Origin of the sequence: Brachybacterium sp. NBEC-018 (genome assembly GCF_024860185.1) — a bacterium.
Classification (GTDB): domain Bacteria; phylum Actinomycetota; class Actinomycetes; order Actinomycetales; family Dermabacteraceae; genus Brachybacterium; species Brachybacterium rhamnosum.
In genome coordinates this window covers 2,186,426-2,208,069 of the sequence record NZ_CP100650.1, presented here as the reverse complement: position 1 = coordinate 2,208,069, position 21,644 = coordinate 2,186,426, and the positions used below count along the sequence as shown (strand labels likewise).

Sequence of the window (21,644 nt, the reverse complement as noted above, 5' to 3'; positions counted from 1 at the left end):
TATCAGAGCGTCACTGCTCACCGGGGTCGTCCGGGGTCGTCGGGGCGACCTCGAGACGAGGTCTTCCTCGCATCATGCCGACGGCCTCCGTGACCGCAGAGACGATCGCTCCCGCGAGCAGCGCGAGCCCCAGCCAGGGGCGGGACAGCCACTCGGCGTCCCTGAGCAGGAGCAGCGCGATGATCAGCACGAACATCTTCACCATCCAGCTCCCCATGAGCACCATCGCCCATGCCGTGGCGTCGAGCCGCCGGGCCGCGAGGGCGCTGCCCACTGTGGGCAGGGTCACCACGAGCGCGAGGGCCGATCCGACGAGCGCGCCGGCCACCGCGCCGTCCTTCCCGACGCCGAGCGCGACCAGGATCACGACGAGGTCGATGACGACGCCGGCCGCGACGGCGAGCAGCAGTGCGCGCAGCAGCATCCGCTCGTTGCGGGCGCGGGCGGTGCGGATGCCGTCGGCCTGGTCGGGGCGGGGGGTCTCAGCGGGGGGCATGGTGGTCCTCGAGATCGGTTGCGGGTCCGGCGGCGGGGCCGGGATCGGATCGTGCGGCGCGCCGGCGGCGCAGGCGGGTGAGCGGGTCGAGCGTGACGAGCACGGCGACGAGGAGTCCCAGCACCCAGGCCACGACGACGGTGCGCAGCGGCAGCACGAGCGGGAGCAGCAGGCCCACCGAGACCAGCACGGTCCAGACGTACATGATGAGCACCGCGCTGCGCTTGGAGTGGCCCAGCCGCAGCAGGCGGTGGTGGAGATGGGACTTGTCGGCGTGGAACGGGGAGCGCCCCGAGCCGATGCGACGCACCACCGCCATCGCGAAGTCCAGGAACGGGATGATCATGACGCCGATCGGCAGCAGGATCGGCAGGAACTGCCCGAAGAAGTCCGCGCCGGAGAGCGCCGCGGGGTCCACCTGCCCGGTCACGGCGATGGTGGAGGCGGCGAGCAGCAGCCCCAGCAGCATCGACCCGGAGTCCCCCATGAAGATCCGGGCGCGATGGAGGTTGTGCGGCAGGAAGCCCAGGCAGGCGCCGATCATCGCGGCGGTGACGAGCGCGGCGAGGGAGGAGTAGTCCGTCGCGGAGTTGTCCCTGGTGAGCAGGTAGGCGTAGAGGAAGAAGGCGGTGCCGCCGATCGCCATGACGCCCGCCGCGAGCCCGTCGAGCCCGTCGACGAAGTTCACGGCGTTCATGCACACGATGACGACGAGCACGGTGAGGATGATCGAGGTGTGGCTCGAGAGCAGGGTGACGCCGCCGATCGGGAGGGACACGAGCTGCACGCCCTGCCAGGCCATGAGCAGCGCGGCGAGCGCCTGACCGGCGAGCTTCGTCCACCAGTCGAGGTCCCACTTGTCGTCCGCCGCGCCGAGCGCGCAGACGAGGCCCGCCGCGCCGAGGATCGCCCACGGCTGGTGGGAGTCCTCGTACACGGGGGCGAGGAACGGGATCCTCGACCCCACGAGCATCGCGACCGCGACCCCGGCGAACATGGCGACCCCACCCAGCCTCGGCGTCACGGCGTCGTGCACGTCCCGCTCGCGGACGGCGGTCATCGCCCCGAGCCGGCGCGCGGCCAGGCGGACCGCGGGCGTGGTCAGGTAGGCGACCGCCGCCGAGATCAGGAGGACGAAGAGGTAGATCCTCACCCGGCGGGGTTCTCCTGCCGCGGGGTGCCGGCGGCCCCGTCGGCGGCGCCGGCGTCGGCGCTCCCCTCGACCGCGGCGACCTCGTCGAGCTGCGGGCTCGGCGTGGTGATCTCCGACTCCGCGGGCAGGTCGAGGCCTCCGGCGGCCGGGGCGACGGCGGCCGAGGACGCGGGCTCGTCGGCGGACGGGGACACCGCCCCGCCCTCGGTGACGGGAGTGGAGTCGCCGACGGTCCCGGCCTCGGTCCCGCCGTCGGCCGCCGTGCCGGACCCGGTCCCGGCCTCCGTGCCCTCGGCCGGTGCGGCCTCGTCGCCGGGCGCGAGCTCCTCGGCCGGATCGGCATCCGGGTCCTGCTCGGGCTCCGGGGCGGTGAAGACGTCGCCGACGAGGTCCACGATCTGCTCGCGGGTGATGGTGCCCTCGCGCAGGATCACGGCCGGGGTGACGGTCGCGTCGACGATCGTCGAGCTCGTGCCGATGCGCGCCTGGCCGCCGTCGAGGTAGATCTCCACCGCGTCGCCGAGCTGGGTCGCGGCGTCGAGGATCGTCAGGGCCGCGGGCTTCCCGTGCCGGTTCGCGCTCGAGACGGCGAGCGGTCCCGTGCGTCGCAGCAGCTCGAGGGCGGTCTCGTCATCGGGCATGCGCAGCGCGACCGTGCCCCGGGTCTCCCCGAGGTCCCAGGTCAGCGAGGGCTGCGCCGAGAGGATGAGGGTGAGCGCCCCGGGCCAGAACTCCTCGGTGAGGCGCTCCGCCCACTCGGGGACGTCGACCGCGAGGGCCATGAGCACGGCGTGGTCGCCCACGAGCACCGGCGGCGGCGTGTCGCGGCCGCGGCCCTTCGCGTCCAGCAGCGCCTGCACGGCGTCCGGGGTGAAGGCGTCCGCGCCGATGCCGTAGACGGTGTCCGTGGGCAGGACGATCAGCCTGCCGTCGCGGACGGCCGCGACGGCCGCCTCCAGGGAGTCGTCGCGGTTCTCGGGGTTCTGGGTGTCGTGCACGCTCACCGGGTCAGTCTCTCACTTCCCCGCCTGGGAGCACCGGTGCGCCACCAGGAAGCGGTCACGGCCCGTGAGGTCCTGCGCGGTGCGGATCGCCGTGAAGCCGCCGTGGCGGGCGGCGACCTCCCGGGCGGCGGGGCCCTGGACGTCCGCGTGCTCCATGACGAGCACACCCCCGGGGCGCAGCAGAGCGTGTGCCCAGCGGAGCACATGGGCGGGGAGGGCGAGGCCGTCCGCTCCCCCGCCGTAGAGGGCGCGCTCGGGATCGTGGTCACGCACCTCCGGCTCGCGCGGCACGGCGCCCGGCGGGACGTAGGGCGGGTTCGAGAGCACCGCGTCCACCCCGCCCGCACCGTCGACGGCCTCGGCCCCGGCGAGCTCGCGCAGCGCGGCGGCGGCCGGGTCGTCGACGTCGACGGAGAGGTCCAGCTGCAGCACCCGGCCACGGCCCGGGCCGGCGGCGTCGATGTTCTCCGTCGCGAGCGCCACCGCGGCGGGATCCACGTCCACGGCCGTCGCGGTCGCCCGGGGCATCTCGTCGAGGACGGCCGAGGCGAGCGCCCCGCTGCCCGTGCAGAGGTCCACGACGCGCGACGGGACCCCGCCGAGCTCCTGCGTCATGAGGTCCACGGCGAGCTCCGTCTCCGGGCGCGGGACGAAGACGCCCGGCCGCACCGTGAGCTCGAGCCGGCGGAAGGGTGCGCGGCCCAGGATGATCTGCAGAGGCTCACGGGAGGCGCGCCGGGAGACCAGCTGCTCGAGCCGCTCCTCGAAATCGGCGGGCAGGTCGTCGAGGAGGACCAGCGGTCCCTCGTGGCGCGCCGCGGCGACGATCAGCGCGCGGGCGTCGACGCTCGGGGACGGCACCCCGGCGCGGCCCAGGGTCTCCGTGCTCGCGGCGAGGGCCGCCCGCAGCCGGGTGCGGTCCTCCCCGCTCATCCCTCGCCCTCCGCGCTCTCGGCGAGGCGGGCGGCGCGCTCGGCCTCGCGGGAGGAGCCGATCAGCGCGTCGAGGTCCCCGGCGAGCACCTGCGCGAGGTTCCCGGCCTTGTAGCCCGTGCGGTGGTCCGCGACGCGCGACTCGGGGAAGTTGTAGGTGCGGATGCGCTCGGAGCGGTCCACCGTGCGCACCTGCGAGCGGCGCGCGGCCGAGGCCTGGGCGTCCTGCTCCTGGCGGCGCACGTCGAGCAGCCGCGTGCGCAGGATCCGCAGCGCCTGCTCGCGGTTCTGCAGCTGGCTCTTCTGGTCCTGGCAGGAGACGACGATGCCCGAGGGGAGGTGCGTGATCCGCACGGCGGAGTCCGTCGTGTTGACGCTCTGCCCACCGGGACCGCTCGAGCGGAAGACGTCGATGCGCAGGTTCGCGGGCGCCATCTCCTCCGCGAGCAGCTCCGCCTCGTCGGTGGTGTCCGCCTCGGGGAGCACGAGCACGCCGACGGCGGAGGTGTGGATGCGGCCCGCGGACTCGGTGACGGGGACGCGCTGCACCCGGTGCACCCCGGCCTCGTGCTTGAGGTGCGCGTAGACGCCGTCCGCCGGGGCGGCCGCGGAGCGGGCCCCGATCGCGACGGTCACGTCCCGCAGCCCGCCCAGATCGGAGGGCGAGGAGCTCATGACCTCGACGGTCCAGCCCTTCGACTCGGCGTAGGCGCGGTACATGCGCAGCATCTCCGCGGCGAACAGCGCCGACTCCTCGCCGCCCGCCCCGGCCTTGATCTCGAGCAGCACGTCGCGCCCGTCATCGGGGTCACGGGGAGCGAGCAGCTCCTCGAGCTCCGCCTCGAGCTGCTCGGCGCGTGCGGCGAGGTGCTGCGCCTCGGCGGCGAACTCCGGGTCCTCCTCGGCGAGCTCCCGGGCGGTGGCCAGGTCCTCGAGGACGGCGTCACGGGCGTCCGCCGCAGTGACGATCTGGTGCACCTCGGCATAGCGGCGGCCCACGGAGCGCGCTCGTGAGGCGTCCTCGTGGAGGGAGGGGTCGGCCATCGCCTGCTCGAGGCGGCCGTGCTCACGGCGCAGGGCGTCGAGCCCCGCCCTCTGCGCGTCGGTGCTGCTCATCCTCGCTCCCCCACCTCTCTGGCTCGGGCCTGACGGCCCCGGACATGACGACGCCGGCGCCCGCCCCAGGGGCGGACGCCGGCGTCGGAGACCTGCCTCAGGCTGACCTGGCGCAGATCGACCGGTCGATCAGGCTGTGCTCTCGCCTGATCTCCTACCGCTCGTACCTCGCAGTACGTCGATCAGGCCTTCTTCTTGCCGTAGCGTGCCTCGAAGCGGGCCACGCGGCCGCCGGTGTCGAGGATCTTCTGCTTGCCGGTGTAGAACGGGTGGCACTCGGAGCACACCTCGGCGCGCATCTCGCCGTCGGTCTTGGTGCTGCGGGTGGTGAACGTGTTGCCACAGGTGCAGGTCACCGTGGTCTCCACGTATGCGGGGTGGATGTCAGCCTTCATGAGAGTCTCCTTCGTCCGGGTCGCTGGGTCGTCGCCCGGCGGGCGCCGTGAACCAGAACCGACGCACCATCCTGCCATGAGCGCACCCACCGGCGCGAGAGCGTGCGATGCGGCGTGGGCAACATCGCAGGCCCCGCGCGCCGGCGCCCTCCCCCGCCGTGCTCAGGCGGAGCCGCGTCGGATGAGCCGGTAGGGCAGTTCGCGCCGGGACCGCTCGCCCAGCAGCGGCAGCGCCCCCGAGAACATGCCGTCCACGAGGTCCACCGCCTCGCGGGCCATGGCCTCGAGGTCCACGCCGAGGCTCGTCAGCTCCGGGGTGACGAGCGTGCCGATCCCGAGGCCGTCGATGCCCATGACCCGCACCTGCTCGGGCACGGCGACGCCGCGCGACCGGAGCTCCTTGAGCACCGCGAGGGCGTGCGCGTCGTTCCATCCGATGAGGAGGTCCGGCGACGCGGCCAGCGCCGTGTCCAGCTGCGCCCGGACGCCGTCCGGCACCATCGGCACGACCTCGAGCTCCTCGAGCACCCCGGCGAGTCCCTCCCGGACGCGGCGCGCGCGATCGGAGGGGCCGGTGAGGTCGTTGTCCAGGAGGACGGCGCGGCGCACCCCCTGGGAGCGCAGGTGCGCGGCGAGCTCCTCGAGCGCGGGGTCCAGCGCGAAGAGCACGCCCGGGCGGTCCCCCGTGCGCGGCCCGTCGAGGCTCAGGATCGGCATCCGCTCGGGGACGGCGTCCCCCGTGCGCTGCGGCAGGCCGTAGCCCACGAGCGCGTCGACACGGCGCGCGAGGTCGCGGCCCACCTCCTCCGGGTCCTCGGCGCCGCCGGTCTCCGCGACGAGCACGGTCCAGCCGCGCTCGGAGGCGGCGCGGATCATCGCCCGCGCCACCTCGGGGAAGAAGGCGTTGGCGAGGTCGTCCACGAGCAGGCCGAGCGTGGGCGGTCCCGCGCTCACGAGGCCCCGCCCGAACCGCGAGGGTCGGTAGTGGAGCTCCTCGGCGGCGGCGAGCACGCGCTCCCGGGTGCTCGTGGAGATCCCCGGCATGTCGTTGATGGCCCGGGAGACCGTCTGCCGGGAGACCCCGGCGCGCGCCGCGACGTCGATGATCGTCGCCCGGCGCGCGCCGGGGCTGCTGTCCTGCTGCGTCATGCGCGGGAGTCTGTCACGCCGGCCGGTCGGAGCGCAGGTCCAGCCATGCCGTCTGCTCGGGGGTGAGCGAGATCGACAGGCCCGTCATCGAGGAGCGCATCTCCTCGATCGAGCGGGGCCCGAACAGCGGGAAGGTCGGGAAGGGCTGCGCGAGCACGTAGGCGAGCGCGACCGCGGTGGTCGGCACGCCGAGCTCGGCGGCGAGGGCCCCGGCGCGGTCGAGGCGCTCGAAGTTCTCGTCGGAGTAGTAGCAGCGCACGAGCTCCGCGTCGGAGAGGTCGTCCTTGCGGGCGCGGCCCGTGAAGAACCCGCGGGCCTGCGAGGACCACGGGAACAGCGGGATCCTCCGCTCCTCGAGCCAGGCCTTGGAGGCCGGGTCGGTCGCGTGCACGCAGCCGGCCCACGGCACGTCGAGCGCCTCGGCGAGGCCGAAGTGGTTGCTCAGGAGGCTGAAGCCCTGCTTGCCGTTCGCGGCGGCGTAGGCGTTGGCCTCGTCGACGCGCTCGGGGGTCCAGTTCGAGCCGCCGAAGGCGCGGATGCGGCCGGCGCGCACGTGCTCGTCGAGCACGTCGACGAACTCGCCCACGGGGATGTCGAGGTTGTCGCGGTGCATCATGTACAGGTCCGCGTAGTCCGTCTGCTGGCGCTCGAGGGACTCGCCCAGCTGGCGGGTGATCGACTCAGGGTCGCAGTGCGGGGTGTGGGCGCCCTTCATGATCACCACGACGTCCTCGCGGACCCCGCGGTTGGCGACCCACTGCCCCAGGAGCACCTCGTGGTGCCCGCCTCCGTAGATGTACGCGGAGTCGAAGGTCGTGCCGCCCTCCTCGAAGAAGGCGTCGAAGAGCGCGGAGGCATGGGCGAGGTCGACCTGGTTGTCGCAGCCCATGACGAGGCGGGACACCTTCTTGCCGACCCCGGGGATCTCCCCGTAGGGCATCGAGGCGCCGTCGCGCACGCGCAGCGGGTCACCGGAGACGGTGGGGATCGCGGCGGTGTCCGCCTCGAAGGGGTAGCGGAGCCCGAGCTGGGCGCGCCAGGCGTCCAGCGACTTCGCCTGGGCGTGGCTGAACGCGAGGGTGAGCTCGGGGACCTCGTCCTGCCCGGCGGCGACGGCGCGGGCGAGCGCGTCGGCCTCGAGCGCGTAGGCGTGAGCGGGCTCGATCTCGATCTCTCGGCTCCCCTCCCCCACCACGTCGACCCGGATGACCTGGCGATCGGTGAGCGCCCACGGGTCCTCGAGGCGCAGCACGCCGCGCGTGCCGGTGATCGTCGCGGACTGCGGGTCCGCGAGGCGCACACCGGTGCGGAGCGAGGCGGTGGCGCCGGAGGGGAAGACCAGCTCGGCGGTGGCCCACTCGTCGACGCCCGTCGGGCCGAGGGTCCCGGCGCCGCTGAGCGAGCTGGGCTCCACGGCGAGGGTGCCCGCGGCGGCGCCGGCCACGAGGCGGGCGAGGGAGAGCGGGTAGCAGCCCACGTCGAGGATGCCGCCGCCGGCGACGTCGGTCCCGAACAGACGGCCCTCGCGGCCGCCAGTGTCGAAGGAGAAGGAGGCGTCCACGTGGGTGATCTCGCCGAGCTCGCCGGAGGCGACGATCTCGAGGACGCGCAGGGTCTGCGGGTGGAAGCGGTACATGAAGCCCTCGAGGAGGACCTTCCCGCTGCGGCGTGCGGCGTCGGTGATCGCCATGGCGGTGCCGGAGTTGGGGGCGAGCGGCTTCTCGCACAGCACGTGCTTGCCGGCGCGGAGCGCGGCGATCGCGAGCTGGGCGTGGCCGGTGTGCACGGTCGAGACGTAGACCGCGTCGATCGCGTCGGAGGCGAGCACCGTGTCGTAGTCGCCGATCACGGCGTCGGCGCCCAGGTCGAACTCCTCCGCGAAGGCGCGGGCACGGCCGGCGTCGCGACTGCCGACGCCGGCGAGCTCGCCGAGCTCGCTGTGCGGGAGATGGGTGGCGAAGCGGCGGGCGATCGAGCCCGGGCCGAGAACGGCCCAGCGCAGACGGGTGCTCATGGAGACCTCACTGTCCTTCGGAGTCGGGGCGTGAACGTTCACGCCATGGACGACGCTACACGTCCTCCGCCGACGGGGCAACGCGCTCCCCACCATGGCGCCGCCGCACCGGGCCGCACGAGCTCACCACGGCTCCCCCGGAGCGGCCGCCGCCCCGTCGGTCCGCGACGTGATGCTTGACACGCGGCCGCCCCGGTGCCACTGTCCTCCCAGCCGTGAACGCTCACGGCGCAGGACCTCAAGGACGAGGAGCGCCCATGACACCACCCACACGACGACGGCTGCTGCAGGCCGCAGGACTCGCGGGCCTCGGCGCCGCAGGCCTCTCCGCCTGCGGCTCGAACGCGTCGATCTCGGACGACCCCCACGAGCTCGTGCTCTGGTACTGGAACCGCTCGGCGAGCCCCGAGCTGCTCGAGGAGGCCGCGACCTCCATCCCCGGATCGGACTCCCACGTGCGGGCGGACGTCATCGGCACCACCTTCGACACGAAGCTGCGCACGAGCCTCGCCGGCGGCGCCTACATCCCCGACATCACCTACATCAACTCCAACAACGCCCTCTACTTCCGCAACGAGGACCAGTTCCTCGACATGACCGAGCTCGGGGCCGACGAGGTCAAGGGCGACTACTACCCCTGGAAGTGGGACCTCGGGACCACACCGGAGGGACGCTTCTGCTTCTTCCCGCTGGACATCGGCCCCACCGGCTTCTACTACCGCCAGGACGTCTTCGAGAAGGCCGGCCTCCCCACCTCCCCCGAGGAGGTCTCCGCCGCCGTCACCACCTGGGAGGACTGGATCGCGCTCGGCACTGAGCTGCTCGGCGCGACGAAGGCCAAGCTCGTCAACACCGGCCGCCACGTCTACGACCAGTTCCTCAACGCGAGCCCCGAGCGCTACCTCGACGAGGACGACGCCCCGCTCTACCTCGAGGACGGCTCCGCCGTGCGCGAGGCCTGGACGACGGCCGTCGCCGCGATCGAGGCCGGGATCACCGCCGGCATCCCCGACGCCCGCGGCCCGGACCAGAACGCCGCCTGGTCCAACGGCTCCACCGCCGGCCACATCAACGCCGCCTGGTGGGCGCAGATCCTCCAGGAGTCCGCCCCGGACACCGCCGGCCTGTGGCGCCTCGCCGAGCAGCCCGTGCGCCCCGGCAACTCCGGCGGCTCCTTCGCCGCGATCCCCCGGACCTGCAAGGACCCCGAGGCCGCCATGGCCTTCATCCGCTGGATCAACACCCCCGAGAACCAGGCCCGCGCCTACGAGGACGTCCAGCTCTTCCCCTCCTGCCCCGCCTCCTTCGACTCGCTGAGCTACTCCGGGGACTTCTTCGGCGACCAGGACCCGCTCGCCTTCTTCTCGAAGGCCGCGGAGTCCGTGCCCAGCTCCTTCATCTCCACCTGGGAGTCGCTCGTCTCCGGGAGCTTCGCCCTCGAGCTCGACAACGTCGAGTCCTCCGGAAAGGACCCCGACGCCGCGTGGGACGACGCCGTCGCCGCCGCGAAGAAGGTCCTCACCAAGAGAGGAGTGCTCTCATGAGCGCCACCACGCCCATCGCCCCCACGGCCGCGGGAGCCCGCCGGACCGACGCGGCCGTCCCCCGCAGCCACGAGAAGGGCTGGCGCGCCGTGCGCGCGCACTGGCCCCAGTACCTCGCGATCAGCCCCTTCTACGTGCTGTTCCTGGTCTTCGGCCTCTTCCCGATCCTCTTCTCCATCGTCCTGTCCTTCACGAACTGGGACGGCATGGGGAAGATCGAGTTCGCGGGGCTCGCACAGTACGCCTACCTGATCCAGGACAGCCGATTCTGGAACGCCGTGGGGAACACCTTCATCATCTGGTTCCTCTCCACGGTGCCGATGCTCGCGCTCGCGCTCGGGATCGCCTTCCTGCTCCACCAGAACATCCGCCTGCGCGGCATCTACCGCGTCGCGTTCTTCCTCCCGAACGTCACCTCCATGGTCGCCATGGCGATCGTGTTCGGCTCGGTCTTCTCCGACTCCTTCGGCCTCGTCAACTCCGCGCTCACGGCGATCGGCGCGGACTCGATCCCGTGGCTCTCGAGCAGCTGGGGCATCAAGGTGACGATCGCCGTCATGGTGATCTGGCGCTTCACCGGCTACAACGCGATCATCTACCTCGCCGGTCTGCAGTCGATCCCCACGGACCTCTACGACGCCGCGAAGATGGACGGCGCCTCGACCTGGCAGATCTTCACCCGGGTCACCGTGCCGATGCTGCGACCGGTCATCCTCTTCACCGTCATCACCTCGACCGTGGGCGGGCTGAGCCTGTTCACGGAGCCGCAGGTGCTGCTCGGCAACGAGGGCGGCGTGGGCGAGGCCGGCATGACGATCGTGCTCTACCAGTACAACCAGGCCTTCACCCAGTTCGACTTCGGCTACGGCTCCGCGATCGCGTGGGCCCTGTTCGTCATGGCCTCGATCTTCGCGATCATCAACTGGCGCCTGCTCAGCGAGCGTGACCGCACGCCGCGCGCCGCCCGCCGCTCGAAGGGAGCGCGCTCATGACCACCGCCGACCCCACCCGCACCGCCGCGGGCCCCGCCCCCGCCGCGCGCCGCACCGCCGGCGATCGCCGCGCGATCCTCGCGGACCGTGTCGAGAAGGTCCTCACCCATGTGCTGATCCTCGTGGGCGTGCTGCTGTCCGTCTTCCCGTTCTACTGGCTCGCGGTCATGTCGACCTCGACGACCGGGGAGATCTTCGGCTACCCGCCCCGGCTGTGGCCCAGCGACTCGCTCGTGACGAACCTGCAGAACCTGTTCTCGAGCGTCGACATCCTCGGCGCGCTGCTGAACACGATCATCGTCTCGACGCTCTGCGCGGTGCTCGTCATGTTCTTCGACTCGCTCGCCGCCTTCGCGTTCGCGAAGTACGACTTCCCGGGCCGCAACGTGCTGTTCGTGCTCATGCTCGCGACGTTCCTCATCCCGGGCAGCCTCTCGCTCGTGCCGAGCTTCATGCTCATGTCCTCGATCGGCTGGGTGGGCACGCTGCAGGCGCTCATCGTGCCGGGCGCCGCGAACGCCTTCGGCATCTTCCTGCTGCGCCAGATGGCGGCGGGGTCGATCCCCCACGAGCTCGTCGAGTCCGCGCGCATCGACGGGGCCGGGTTCTTCACCACCTACTGGCGAATCGGCGTGCCGATGATGCGCGGCGGTCTCGCGTTCCTCGGCATCTTCACCTTCATCACCGCCTGGAACGACTACGTGTGGCCGCTCATCGTGCTCGTGAATCCGGGCAGGCAGACCCTGCAGACCGCCCTGCAGAACCTCAACTCCCTCTACCTCACCGACTACGGGATGGTGATGGCGGGAGCGCTCGTCAGCGTGCTCCCGCTGATCGGTGTGTTCATCATCGGCTCGCGGCACTTCATCGCGAACATCGCCGCGGGCGCCCTCAAGGGCTGAGGGACGGGGGCCGGATCCCCTCCCCCGGCAGAACGGCCGACGGGCCGTCCCGGACCACCGCGAGGTGGTGCGGGACGGCCCGTCGGCCGTGCGGGGCGAGGTCAGTCGGCGGTGCGCTGGCCGACGCTCGGCGTGTTCTTCTGGACCGTCATGAGGAACTCGGTGTTGGACTGGGTCTTCTTGACCCGCTCCAGGAGCAGCTCGAGCGCCTGCTGCTGCTCGAGGGAGCCGAGCACGCGGCGGAGCTTCCACATGATCGCGAGCTCCTCCTTGCCCATGAGCTCCTCCTCGCGGCGGGTGCCGGAGCCGTTGACGTCCACGGCCGGGAAGATGCGCTTGTCCGCGAGGTGGCGGGACAGCCGCAGCTCCATGTTGCCGGTGCCCTTGAACTCCTCGAAGATCACCTCGTCCATCTTCGAGCCCGTCTCGACGAGCGCCGAGGCGAGGATCGTCAGCGAGCCGCCGTTCTCGATGTTGCGCGCCGCGCCGAAGAACCGCTTGGGCGGGTAGAGCGCCGAGGCGTCGACACCGCCGGAGAGGATGCGGCCCGAGGCGGGCGCCGCGAGGTTGTAGGCGCGCGAGAGGCGGGTGAGGGAGTCCAGCAGCACGACGACGTCGCGGCCCATCTCCACGAGGCGCTTGGCCCGCTCGATGGCGAGCTCGGCGACGATCGTGTGGTCCGAGGCGGGGCGGTCGAAGGTCGAGGCGATGACCTCACCCTTGACCGTGCGCTGCATGTCGGTGACCTCCTCGGGGCGCTCGTCGACGAGCACCACCATGAGGTGGACCTCCGGGTTGTTCTGGGTGATCGCGTTCGCGATCTGCTGCATGATGATCGTCTTGCCGGCCTTCGGCGGCGCGACGATGAGGCCGCGCTGGCCCTTGCCGATCGGCGAGACGAGATCGATGATCCGCGGGGCGACGGAGGTGCCCGTGGTCTCCAGGCGCAGCCGGGAGTCCGGGTAGAGCGGGGTGAGCTTGCCGAAGTCCACGCGCTGGCGGGCCCGCTCGGGGGTCATGCCGTTGATCGCGTCGACCTGGACGAGCGAGGAGTAGTTGCCCTTGCCCTGGTTGCCGCCCTTGCCGCGGCGGTTGCGGCCGCCGGAGTACTGCTGCTCGACGTGCTGCTGCTCCTCGCCGTCGCGGGGGGCCTTGACGAGACCGGTGAGCGCATCGCCCTTGCGCAGGCCGTACTTGCGCACCTGGTTGATGCTCACGTGCACGTCGCTCGGACCGGGGAGGTAGCCGGTGGTGCGCACGTAGGCGTTGTTGTCACGGATGTCGAGGATGCCGGCCACGGAGACGAGCTCCTCGCCGTCGCGCAGCTGGTCGTCCTGGCGGTCGTCGCCGCGCTGACCGCCCTGGTTGCCCTGGCCTCCCTGGTTGCCGTAGCCGCCCTGGTTGCCCTGGCCCTGGTCGTTCTGGCCGCGGCCGCGACGCTTGCGGTCGCGCGACCGGGTGCGGCTGCGGCCGCGGGAGCGGCGGTCGTCGTCGTCCTGGCCGCCGCGGTCGCGGTCGCGGTCGTCGGACTCGCCGGAGCGGTCCGGGAGCTCGATGTCCTCGACGCGCGCCGGGCGGTCACCGCGCTGCTGGCCGCGGTCGCCGCGGTCCTGACGGTCGTTGCGATCCTGGCGGTCGCCGCGGTCCTGACGATCGTTGCGGTCCTGACGCTCACCGCGGTCCTGTCGCTCACCGCGCGAGCCGGAGCGGTCGCCGCGGCCGGAGGGGGCGGACTCGCCGGAGGGCGCATCGGCGGGGGCCGACGTCGACTCCGCGGACTGCGCGCCGCGGTCCTGGTTCTCACCGCCGGAGCGGCCGGCGCGGGAGCGACGACCCTCGCGGGCACCCTGCTCGTCACGACGCTCGCCACCCTCGGGCAGGCGGATCGCGAGCTCGGGCGCCGACTGCTGGGAGGCGCCGCGCTCCTCACGGGCGGGTCGCTCCTCGCGCGGGGCGCGCTGCTCGCGCGGCGCGGACTGCGGCGCCGCGGCCTCGGAGGCCGCCGCGGGCACACGACCCGTGCGGATGGCCTCGACGAGCTCGCCCTTGCGGAGGCGGCCGGCGCCGCGGATGCCGCGCTCGGCGGCGAGAGCTCGCAGCTCGGGGAGCTTCTTCGCGGCGAGATCCGAGGATCCGCCTGCGGTGGGGGTGGTGTCGTTCACCCGATGTCCTTCCTCGTCGGACCGTCGTGCGGTCCCGTGTGGATCAGCATGGGCCGAGGCCCGGGGCTGGGGCGTGCGCCGGCAGAGGGGCCGGGACTCGGCGGGCAGGTGCCTGGTCAGCGGTGCGGGGCATCGGGGACCGGCCTGCGGGATGGTTCTGGGGGTGCGCCGGCGCCGGAGCGCAGGGGTGCGCGCGAAGATGCGATGCGCGAGATCCTGCGGGGCACGGGGCAGGCGGTGCAGTCAGGAAACTGAACTCTCAGAGAGCTGACGGGAGCATCGGAGACGTCGGGTACGGGGTGTGGTGCCAGCCCGCCCGCGGTCTTCGCCGCCTGGACGCGCGGTCAATCTACCACACAGCGGGCGCCGTCCTCGCGCAGCGGCACGGCCGCGATGCGCCAGGCGGCGGGCTCGGCGACCACGCGCCGCACGAGCTGCGCGACCTCCGCGCGGTCGCCGCGCAGCACGAGCAGCGAGGGGCCGGCCCCGGAGATCACCGCGGGGTGCCCCTCCTGGCGGAGCACCCGCAGCAGCTCGACGCTCTCCGGCATCCCGGGTGCCCGCTGCTCCTGGTGCAGGCGGTCCTCGGTCGCCGTGAGCAGCAGCGAGGGATCCGTGGCCAGGGCGTGCACGAGCAGCGCCGCGCGCGAGGCGTTGAATGCCGCGTCGCCGTGCGGGACCTCCTCGGGCAGCAGGCCGCGGGCCTGATGGGTCGCGAGGGTGGTGCGGGGAAGCAGCACGAGGGGTCGCAGCGCCTCCCCGTGCAGCGCCAAGTTCACGGCGCGGGCCCGCTCCTCGCCGCGCGAGGCCTCCGTCCAGGAGAGCACCGCCCCGCCGAGCAGCGCGGGCGCGGCGTTGTCGGGATGGCCCTCGAAGGCGGTCGCGAGCTGGAGCACCGCGTCGTCGTCGAGCGCCGCGGGATCCGCGAGCAGCCCGCGGGCGAGCAGCAGGCCCGCGACCGTCGCCGCGGCGCTCGAGCCGAGGCCGCGGCCGTGCGGGATGCGATTGCGGGTGCGCAGACGCACGCCGACCTGCGGGGCGCCCGCATGGTCGAGGCCGCGTCGCAGGGCGCGCACCACCAGGTGCTCCTCCCCCGTCGGCACGGAGCCGGCGCCCTCGCCCTCGGCGAGGACCTCCACGCCGCCCGTGGTCGCCTCGAGCTCGAGGTCGTCGACGAGATCGAGGGCCAGGCCCAGCGCGTCGAAGCCCGGCCCCAGGTTCGCGGAGGTCGCGGGGACCTGCACCCGCACCCGGGTGTGCTCGATCCTCACAGCCCCATGGCCTCCGCGGCCGCGGAGATGTCCACGGGGATGACGGTCGGCGTGAGATCGCGGCCGCTGAGCGCGGTGTCCACGTCCTTGAGCCCGTTGCCGGTCACGGTGATGACGATCCGTGCGCCGGCGGGGACCAGGCCCTGCTCGGCCTTCTGCAGCAGTCCCGCGACGCCCGCCGCGGAGGCCGGCTCGACGAAGATCCCGACCTCGGCGGCGAGGAGGGCCTGCGCGGCGAGGATCTGCTCGTCGGTCACGGCGTCGATGCTGCCGCCGGAGTCGTCGCGCGCGGCGACGGCGAGGTCCCACGACGCGGGGGCTCCGATCCGGATCGCGGTCGCGACCGTCTCCGGGTCGAGGATCGGGCGGCCGGCGACGAAGGGCGCGGCGCCCGCGGCCTGGAAGCCCCACATGCGCGGCACGGAGTCCGAGATCCCCTTCTCGCGGTACTCCTGGTAGCCCATCCAGTAGGCGGAGATGTTGCCCGCGTTGCCCACCGGCAGCAGGTGGAGGTCGGGAGCACCGCCGAGCGCGTCGACGATCTCGAAGGCGGCCGTCTTCTGCCCCTGCAGGCGGTAGGGGTTCACCGAGTTCACGAGCTCGACGGGGTGCTCGGCGTCGAGCTTGCGCGCGATCTCGAGGCAGTCGTCGAAGTTGCCCTGCACCTGCACGAGCTTCGCCCCGTGGACGACGGCCTGGGCGAGCTTGCCCGCGGCGATCTTGCCTTCGGGCAGCAGCACCACGCAGGTGAGGCCGGCGGCGGCCGCGTAGGCCGCGGCGGAGGCGGAGGTGTTGCCCGTCGACGCGCAGACGACGGTGGTCGCCCCGTCGTTCAGCGCCTTCGACATCGCGGAGACCATGCCGCGGTCCTTGAAGGAGCCCGTCGGGTTCTGGCCCTCGACCTTGATGTGGACCTCGGCCCCGACCTTCGCCGACAGCGCGGGCGCGGCGACGAGCGGGGTCCCGCCCTCACCGAGGCTCAGCAGCGTGTCCGTGGAGGAGAAGGGCAGGTGATCGGAGTACTCGGCGAGGACGCCGCGCCACTGGTGTGCCATGCGGGTCATTCTCCTTCGATGCGCAGGACGGAGTCGATGGACAGGACGGTGGAGGTGGAGGAGAAGTCGTCGAGCGCGGCGGTCATCGCGGACTCGAGCGCCCGGTGCGAGGTGATGCCGATGTGCGCGCGACCCGGGGCGTCCTCGTCGGCCGCGAGGAGCTCCTGGTGGATCGTGGAGATCGAGATGCCGTGGCGGGAGAGGGTGCCGGCGATCTCGGCGAGCACGCCGGGCCGGTCCTGCACCGTCAGGGAGACGTAGAAGGCGCTGCGCAGCTCGTCGATCGAGGCGACCGGGAGGTCCGCGTAGTTCGACTCGCGGGGCCCCACTCCGCCGGAGACCCGGTGGCGGGCGGCGGAGACGACGTCGCCCATGACCGCGGAGGCCGTGGGCGCACCGCCGGCGCCCTGCCCGTAGAACATGAGGGAGCCGGCGGCCTCCGCCTCGACGAAGACCGCGTTGTACGCCTCGGCGACGGAGGCGAGGGGGTGGGAGTCCGGGATGAGGGCCGGGTAGACGCGGGCGGAGACCCGCTCCTCGGTGCCGTCCTCGATGCGCTCGACGATCGAGAGCAGCTTGATGGTGCGGCCCATGCGGGCGGCCGCGGCGATGTCCTGGGCCGAGACCGCGGTGATGCCCTCGCAGTGCACGTCGCCGATGCCGACGCGCGTGTGGAAGGCGAGGGAGGCGAGGATCGAGGCCTTCGCGGCGGCGTCGTGGCCCTCGACGTCGGCCGTCGGATCCGCCTCGGCGTAGCCGAGCTCCTGGGCGGAGGCGAGCGCGTCGTCGAAGCCCGCGCCGGTGCTCGCCATCGCGTCGAGGATGTAGTTCGTGGTGCCGTTGACGATGCCGAGCACACGCTGGACGCGGTCGCCCGCGAGGGACTCGCGCACCGGACGGACGATCGGGATCGCCCCGGCCACGGCGGCCTCGAAGTAGATGTCCACCCCGTGCTCGTCCGCCGCCTCGTAGAGGGAGGCGGCGTCCTGCGCGAGCAGCGCCTTGTTCGCGGTCACGACGCTCGCGCCGTGCGCCATCGCCTCGAGCAGCAGCCCGCGGGCGGGCTCGATGCCGCCCATCACCTCGATGACCAGATCGGCCTCGCGCACGAGGGCGCTCGGCTCCGTGGTGAGCAGGGCGGCGTCCACGTGCGGGCCGCGGTCGCGCTCGGCGTCCCGCACGGCGACGCCGATCAGCTCGAGGCGGGCGCCGATGCGCTGGGCGAGGTCCTCGCCCTGCTGCGTGATCAGGCGGATGACCTCGGTCCCGACGGTCCCGGCGCCGAGCACGGCGACGCGCAGGGCGGGGAGCTGATCGGAGGGCGAGGGGGTCGTGGAGACCATGGGGTGAAGTCCTTCCGCGGGGTCCAGGGGCGGCCTGGGAGGCACACGGCACTGTATCCGAGCAGGTGCCGGGCGGATGTCCGGGGATGAACGCATGAGACGCGCTCCCCGGACGCACGCCGCCTCAGCCGATGTCGAGGGCGAGGAGGTCGTCCTCCGTCTCGCGGCGCACGAGGGTGCGCAGCTCGCCGTCCTTGACCGCGACCACCGGGGGGCGCGGCACGTGGTTGTAGTTCGAGGCGAGGGAGTAGCAGTAGGCGCCGGTCACGGGCACCGAGACGAGGTCCCCGCGGCGGACGTCCGCCGGCATGTACTCGTCCTTGACGACGATGTCCCCGCTCTCGCAGTGCTTGCCGACGACGCGCACCACCTCGGGCCGCTCCCCCGAGACGCGGGAGGCGAGCAGGCACGAGTAGTCCGCGTCGTAGAGCGCGGTGCGGATGTTGTCGCTCATCCCGCCGTCGACGGAGACGTAGACGCGGTGGTGCGGGCCGCCGAGGCTCACGTCCTTCACGGTGCCCACGCCGTAGAGGGTCTGCGTGGAGGGGCCGGCGATCGCGCGCCCCGGCTCGAAGGACACGTGCGGCACGTCGAGCTCGAGCTCGTGGCACTGCTTCTCGACGATGCCCGCGATGCCCGCGGCGAGTGCCTCGGGCGTCGAGGGGGTGTGCTGGGTGTTGTACATGACGCCGAAGCCGCCGCCGAGGTCGAGCTGGGTGATCGTGTGCCCGAGCTCGTCGCGCACCTGCGCGACGAGGTCCAGCACGCGCCGCGCCGCGACCTCGAAGCCACCCGTGTCGAAGATCTGGGAGCCGATGTGCGAGTGCAGGCCCACGAGCTCGAGGTGCTCCGCCGCGAGCACGTCCCGCACGCCCTCGAAGGCCCGGCCGCCGCTCAGGGAGAGGCCGAACTTCTGGTCCTCGTGCGCGGTCGCGATGAACTCGTGGGTGTGCGCCTCGACGCCCGTGGTCACGCGGAGCATGACGGCGGTCGTGGTCCCCGCCTCGGCGGAGAGCGCGTCGATGCGGGCGATCTCGTCGAGGGAGTCGGCGACGATGCGGCCCACCCCGACCTCGATCGCACGGCGCAGCTCGGCGTCGGACTTGTTGTTGCCGTGCAGGGCGATCCGCTCGGCGGGGAAGCCCGCGCGCAGCGCCACGGCGAGCTCGCCGCCGGTGCAGACGTCCAGGCCGAGGCCGTCCTCCTGCACCCAGCGGGCGACGGCGCCGCACAGGAACGCCTTGCCCGCGTAGTAGACCTGGGCGCCGGCATGCGGGCGGAACGCCTCCGCGAAGGCGTCGCGGAAGCCGCGGGCGCGCTCGCGGAAGTCGTCCTCGTCCAGGACGAAGGCGGGGGTGCCCACCTCCTCGGCGATCCGGGTGACGCTCACGCCGCCCACCTCGAGGGCGCCGTCGGCCCCGCGCACGGTGGTGCGCGACCACAGCCCGGGGATCAGCGCGTTGACGTCGGTGGGGAAAGGGAGCCAGGTGGGGGCGGCGTCGTTGCCGTGGAGGGCTCCGGCTTCGTGGGCGCGCATGGGGCTGCTCCTTGATGTCTGCGGGGGCGGGGATCGCGGGGTGGGGCGGGGTCACCGGGGGCGACGCCACGACCCTAGACGGCGGCGTCGCCGGCGCGCCCCGACCGTCCGGCCGACGGCCCGCCCCGGCTGCGCCCGGCCCCGCAGAGCCCCGCGCATCGCCGCCCGTCCGCGCAGGTCATGACGTTGCCGGCTCGCCTCCGGCGCCGCGCTCCCGCTGTCCGCGTGAGGCATCGCACTTGATAGCGTGGCCCCGCACGCACCGGCCCGACACGGAGGAGCTCCCATGCCCGATCCCCAGACCGGCCCCGAGGACGATCGGCGACCGGAGGCCGGCCACGAGCTCGTCGTCGTCGCCAACCGCCTCCCCGTCGACTCCCGGACCCTCCCCGACGGCGCGACCGAGTGGGTGACGAGCCCCGGCGGCCTGGTCACGGCGATGGAGTCGGTCATGCGCACGGTGGACTCGGGCGCCTGGGTGGGCTGGGCCGGCGGCACGGGCGAGGCCCCCTCCCCCTTCGTCGCGGACGGCATGCACCTCTACCCCGTCCCGCTCGACGGCCACGAGGTCGAGCGCTACTACGAGGGCTTCTCCAACGCGACCCTGTGGCCGCTCTACCACGACGTCATCGTCGACCCCGAGTTCCACCGCACCTGGTGGGACGACTACCAGAGCGTCAACCGCCGCTTCGCCCGCGCGGCCGCTGAGGTCGCCGCCCCGGGCGGCATCGTCTGGGTGCACGACTACCAGCTGCAGCTCGTGCCCGCGATGATCCGCGAGACCCGGCCCGACGCGCGCATCGGGTTCTTCAACCACATCCCCTTCCCCCCGGTCGAGCTGTTCAGCCAGCTCCCCAAGCGCAACCAGATCCTGCGCGGGCTGCTCGGCGCGGACGTCCTCGGCTTCCAGCGCGAGGGGGACACGCTGAACTTCGTGGCCGCCGTGCGCAAGCTCCTCGGCTACCACACCGACGGCCAGACGATCACGGTGCCCGGGCTCGGCACCGCCCCCTCCCGTGAGGTCCAGGCGCGCACCTTCCCGATCTCGATCGACTCGCAGTCCGTCTCCGACCTCACCGAGGACCCGGACATCCAGGAGCGCGCGCGGCAGCTGCGCGCGGACATGGGCGATCCCGCCAAGATCGTCCTCGGCGTGGACCGCCTGGACTACACCAAGGGCATCCGGCACCGGCTGAAGGCCTGGGGCGAGCTCCTGGCCGACGGTGCGATCGACCCCCGCGACGCCGTCATGATCCAGGTCGCGACGCCGTCCCGCGAGCGGGTGGACGCGTACCGGCAGCTGCGCGACGAGGTCGAGCTGACCGTCGGGCGGATCAACGGCGACCATGCGCCGATCGGCCGGCCCGCGATCTCCTACCAGCACCGCTCCTTCGACCGCCGCGACATGACCGCCCTCTACATGGCGGCCGACGTCGTCCTCGTGACCGCCCTGCGCGACGGCATGAACCTCGTGGCGAAGGAGTACGTCGCCTCGCGTCCCGACGAGCAGGGCGTGCTCGTCCTCTCCGAGTTCGCGGGCGCCGCGGACGAGCTGCGGGCCGCGCTGCGCGTGAACCCCCACGACATCGACGAGCTGAAGTCCTCGATCCTGCGGGCCCTCGCGATGGGCGAGGACGAGCAGCGCGAGGCGATGACGTCCCTGCGCCGCCAGGTCATGGACCACGACGTGCAGGCCTGGGCCCACGCCTTCCTCGACGAGCTCGAGGCCGTGGGCCGGGACGAGATCACCACCCGCCGGATCCGGCTCACCGGGGAGACGCCCACCCCCGAGGCCGAGCTCGAGGCGAGCCTGCGGACCTTCGCGGAGGTCCCCCGCATCCTCGTCGCGAGCGACTTCGACGGCGTCCTCGCACCGATCGTCGCCGAGCGGGACGCCGTGCAGGCCGATCCCGAGGCGATCGGCGCCCTCCGCGAGCTCTCGGAGATGCCGGGCGTCTCCGTGGCGCTCGTCTCCGGGCGCTCGCTGACGAACCTCGACCACCACACGCGCATGCCGAGCTCGGTCGTGCTCGTGGGCTCGCACGGCGCGGAGGTCGGTGCCCTGCCGCCGTGGATGCACGCGGAGGTGCTGGACTCCTTCGCGCTGACCATGTCGCCGCAGAAGGAGCTGCTGCTCGAGTCGATCACCCGCGCCCTGCACCGGATCGCGAGCGCGAACCCGGGCGCGGAGGTGGAGACGAAGCCCGCGGCGGCCGTGCTGCACACCCGCCGCGCCCGGGGCCGCGGCGCCGGGAACGCGACCGAGGCAGCGCTCGAGTACGCCCTGAGCCTCCCGGACGTCACCGTGACCCCCGGCAAGGAGGTCGTCGAGTTCTCCGTCGTGGACGCGAACAAGGGCGTGGCGATCGAGGCCCTCGCCCGCGCGAGCGCGGCGGACGCCTGGCTCTACCTGGGCGACGACGTCACCGACGAGACGGTCTTCGACCAGCTCGGCGACGACGACCTCGGCATCAAGGTGGGTCCCGGGGACACGGGCGCCGGGCTGCGCGTGGAGGGCACCGCGCAGGTGCGCGAGCTGCTCACCCACCTCGCCGCGCTGCGTCGCGCCCGCGGCTGAG

Annotated in this window: 17 protein-coding genes; 4 read left to right on the top strand and 13 right to left on the bottom strand. The window is 73.0% G+C overall.

From position 1 onward, the window contains the following. Positions 1-10: 10 nt before the first annotated feature. The 8 genes from NLU66_RS09990 to NLU66_RS09955 form a co-directional block, all read right to left on the bottom strand. Positions 11-496 (bottom strand): hypothetical protein, encoded by a 486-nt coding sequence (locus NLU66_RS09990; RefSeq protein ID WP_259359556.1) that lies wholly within the window; start codon positions 494-496, stop codon positions 11-13. Then, on the bottom strand, positions 483-1,649 hold the full coding sequence (locus NLU66_RS09985; RefSeq protein ID WP_259359555.1) for a glycosyltransferase family 4 protein: 1,167 nt from the start codon (positions 1,647-1,649) through the stop codon (positions 483-485). Before NLU66_RS09985 ends, NLU66_RS09990 begins: the two co-directional genes overlap by 14 nt. Continuing rightward, positions 1,646-2,653 (bottom strand): L-threonylcarbamoyladenylate synthase, encoded by a 1,008-nt coding sequence (locus NLU66_RS09980; RefSeq protein ID WP_259359554.1) that lies wholly within the window; start codon positions 2,651-2,653, stop codon positions 1,646-1,648. The genes NLU66_RS09985 and NLU66_RS09980 overlap by 4 nt, the downstream gene beginning before the upstream one ends. A 12-nt stretch (positions 2,654-2,665) precedes the next feature. Beyond that, complete coding sequence (prmC, locus tag NLU66_RS09975) at positions 2,666-3,586, bottom strand: peptide chain release factor N(5)-glutamine methyltransferase (RefSeq protein WP_259359553.1); 921 nt, start codon at positions 3,584-3,586, stop codon at positions 2,666-2,668. After that, positions 3,583-4,701 (bottom strand): peptide chain release factor 1, encoded by a 1,119-nt coding sequence (gene prfA, locus NLU66_RS09970; RefSeq protein ID WP_259359552.1) that lies wholly within the window; start codon positions 4,699-4,701, stop codon positions 3,583-3,585. Before prfA ends, prmC begins: the two co-directional genes overlap by 4 nt. Before the next feature lie 182 nt (positions 4,702-4,883). Beyond that, entirely contained in the window at positions 4,884-5,096 is a 213-nt protein-coding gene (gene rpmE, locus NLU66_RS09965; RefSeq protein ID WP_137770482.1) for a 50S ribosomal protein L31, read from the bottom strand. Positions 5,097-5,258: 162 nt separating this feature from the next. Beyond that, positions 5,259-6,245 (bottom strand): LacI family DNA-binding transcriptional regulator, encoded by a 987-nt coding sequence (locus tag NLU66_RS09960; protein ID WP_259359551.1) that lies wholly within the window; start codon positions 6,243-6,245, stop codon positions 5,259-5,261. A 13-nt stretch (positions 6,246-6,258) separates the two neighbouring features. Then, complete coding sequence (locus NLU66_RS09955) at positions 6,259-8,259, bottom strand: aldo/keto reductase (protein WP_259359550.1); 2,001 nt, start codon at positions 8,257-8,259, stop codon at positions 6,259-6,261. A gap of 257 nt (positions 8,260-8,516) precedes the next feature. Here NLU66_RS09955 and NLU66_RS09950 point away from each other — a divergent pair, with 257 nt between their 5' ends. From NLU66_RS09950 to NLU66_RS09940, 3 genes are read left to right on the top strand one after another with little or no spacing between them, the layout of a single operon-like run. Further along, positions 8,517-9,803 (top strand): ABC transporter substrate-binding protein, encoded by a 1,287-nt coding sequence (locus NLU66_RS09950; RefSeq protein ID WP_259359549.1) that lies wholly within the window; start codon positions 8,517-8,519, stop codon positions 9,801-9,803. Beyond that, entirely contained in the window at positions 9,800-10,795 is a 996-nt protein-coding gene (locus tag NLU66_RS09945) for a carbohydrate ABC transporter permease (protein WP_259359548.1), read from the top strand. The genes NLU66_RS09950 and NLU66_RS09945 overlap by 4 nt, the downstream gene beginning before the upstream one ends. After that, the gene (locus NLU66_RS09940; protein ID WP_137770477.1) at positions 10,792-11,697 is read left to right on the top strand and encodes a carbohydrate ABC transporter permease; all 906 of its coding nucleotides are present in this window, start codon (positions 10,792-10,794) and stop codon (positions 11,695-11,697) included. Before NLU66_RS09945 ends, NLU66_RS09940 begins: the two co-directional genes overlap by 4 nt. A gap of 101 nt (positions 11,698-11,798) precedes the next feature. Here the strand turns inward: NLU66_RS09940 and rho are convergent, their stop codons facing one another. The 5 genes from rho to lysA all read right to left on the bottom strand — a co-directional run bounded on the left by rho (position 11,799) and on the right by lysA (position 19,065). Beyond that, positions 11,799-13,859: a transcription termination factor Rho gene (gene rho, locus NLU66_RS09935; RefSeq protein WP_259359547.1), complete on the bottom strand. Its 2,061-nt coding sequence runs from the start codon at positions 13,857-13,859 to the stop codon at positions 11,799-11,801. Positions 13,860-14,203: 344 nt separating this feature from the next. Beyond that, a complete protein-coding gene (gene thrB, locus NLU66_RS09930; RefSeq protein WP_259359546.1) occupies positions 14,204-15,130 on the bottom strand; it encodes a homoserine kinase in 927 nt (308 codons plus the stop codon). Next, positions 15,127-16,185 carry a threonine synthase gene (gene thrC, locus NLU66_RS09925; protein WP_259359545.1) on the bottom strand — a complete coding sequence of 353 codons (1,059 nt, stop codon included), beginning with the start codon at positions 16,183-16,185 and terminating at the stop codon, positions 15,127-15,129. The genes thrB and thrC overlap by 4 nt, the downstream gene beginning before the upstream one ends. 5 nt (positions 16,186-16,190) lie before the next feature. Beyond that, on the bottom strand, positions 16,191-17,528 hold the full coding sequence (locus NLU66_RS09920) for a homoserine dehydrogenase (protein WP_137770473.1): 1,338 nt from the start codon (positions 17,526-17,528) through the stop codon (positions 16,191-16,193). A gap of 124 nt (positions 17,529-17,652) precedes the next feature. Beyond that, positions 17,653-19,065: a diaminopimelate decarboxylase gene (gene lysA / locus NLU66_RS09915; protein ID WP_259359544.1), complete on the bottom strand. Its 1,413-nt coding sequence runs from the start codon at positions 19,063-19,065 to the stop codon at positions 17,653-17,655. 286 nt (positions 19,066-19,351) lie between these two features. On the opposite strand from lysA, the gene NLU66_RS09910 reads away from it, so the two are divergent. Beyond that, entirely contained in the window at positions 19,352-21,643 is a 2,292-nt protein-coding gene (locus NLU66_RS09910; protein WP_259359543.1) for a bifunctional alpha,alpha-trehalose-phosphate synthase (UDP-forming)/trehalose-phosphatase, read from the top strand. The last annotated feature ends 1 nt before the right edge of the window (position 21,644 follow it).

Coding starts and splice junctions, on each gene's coding strand:
- prmC (WP_259359553.1), bottom strand. CDS start 3,586: ATGAGCGGGGAGGACCGCACCCGGCTGCGGGCGGCCCTCGCCGCGAGC.
- NLU66_RS09955 (WP_259359550.1), bottom strand. CDS start 8,259: ATGAGCACCCGTCTGCGCTGGGCCGTTCTCGGCCCGGGCTCGATCGCC.
- NLU66_RS09950 (WP_259359549.1), top strand. CDS start 8,517: ATGACACCACCCACACGACGACGGCTGCTGCAGGCCGCAGGACTCGCG.
- lysA (WP_259359544.1), bottom strand. CDS start 19,065: ATGCGCGCCCACGAAGCCGGAGCCCTCCACGGCAACGACGCCGCCCCC.
- NLU66_RS09940 (WP_137770477.1), top strand. CDS start 10,792: ATGACCACCGCCGACCCCACCCGCACCGCCGCGGGCCCCGCCCCCGCC.
- NLU66_RS09910 (WP_259359543.1), top strand. CDS start 19,352: ATGCCCGATCCCCAGACCGGCCCCGAGGACGATCGGCGACCGGAGGCC.
- NLU66_RS09945 (WP_259359548.1), top strand. CDS start 9,800: ATGAGCGCCACCACGCCCATCGCCCCCACGGCCGCGGGAGCCCGCCGG.
- thrC (WP_259359545.1), bottom strand. CDS start 16,185: ATGGCACACCAGTGGCGCGGCGTCCTCGCCGAGTACTCCGATCACCTG.
- NLU66_RS09920 (WP_137770473.1), bottom strand. CDS start 17,528: ATGGTCTCCACGACCCCCTCGCCCTCCGATCAGCTCCCCGCCCTGCGC.
- rpmE (WP_137770482.1), bottom strand. CDS start 5,096: ATGAAGGCTGACATCCACCCCGCATACGTGGAGACCACGGTGACCTGC.
- prfA (WP_259359552.1), bottom strand. CDS start 4,701: ATGAGCAGCACCGACGCGCAGAGGGCGGGGCTCGACGCCCTGCGCCGT.
- NLU66_RS09990 (WP_259359556.1), bottom strand. CDS start 496: ATGCCCCCCGCTGAGACCCCCCGCCCCGACCAGGCCGACGGCATCCGC.
- NLU66_RS09960 (WP_259359551.1), bottom strand. CDS start 6,245: ATGACGCAGCAGGACAGCAGCCCCGGCGCGCGCCGGGCGACGATCATC.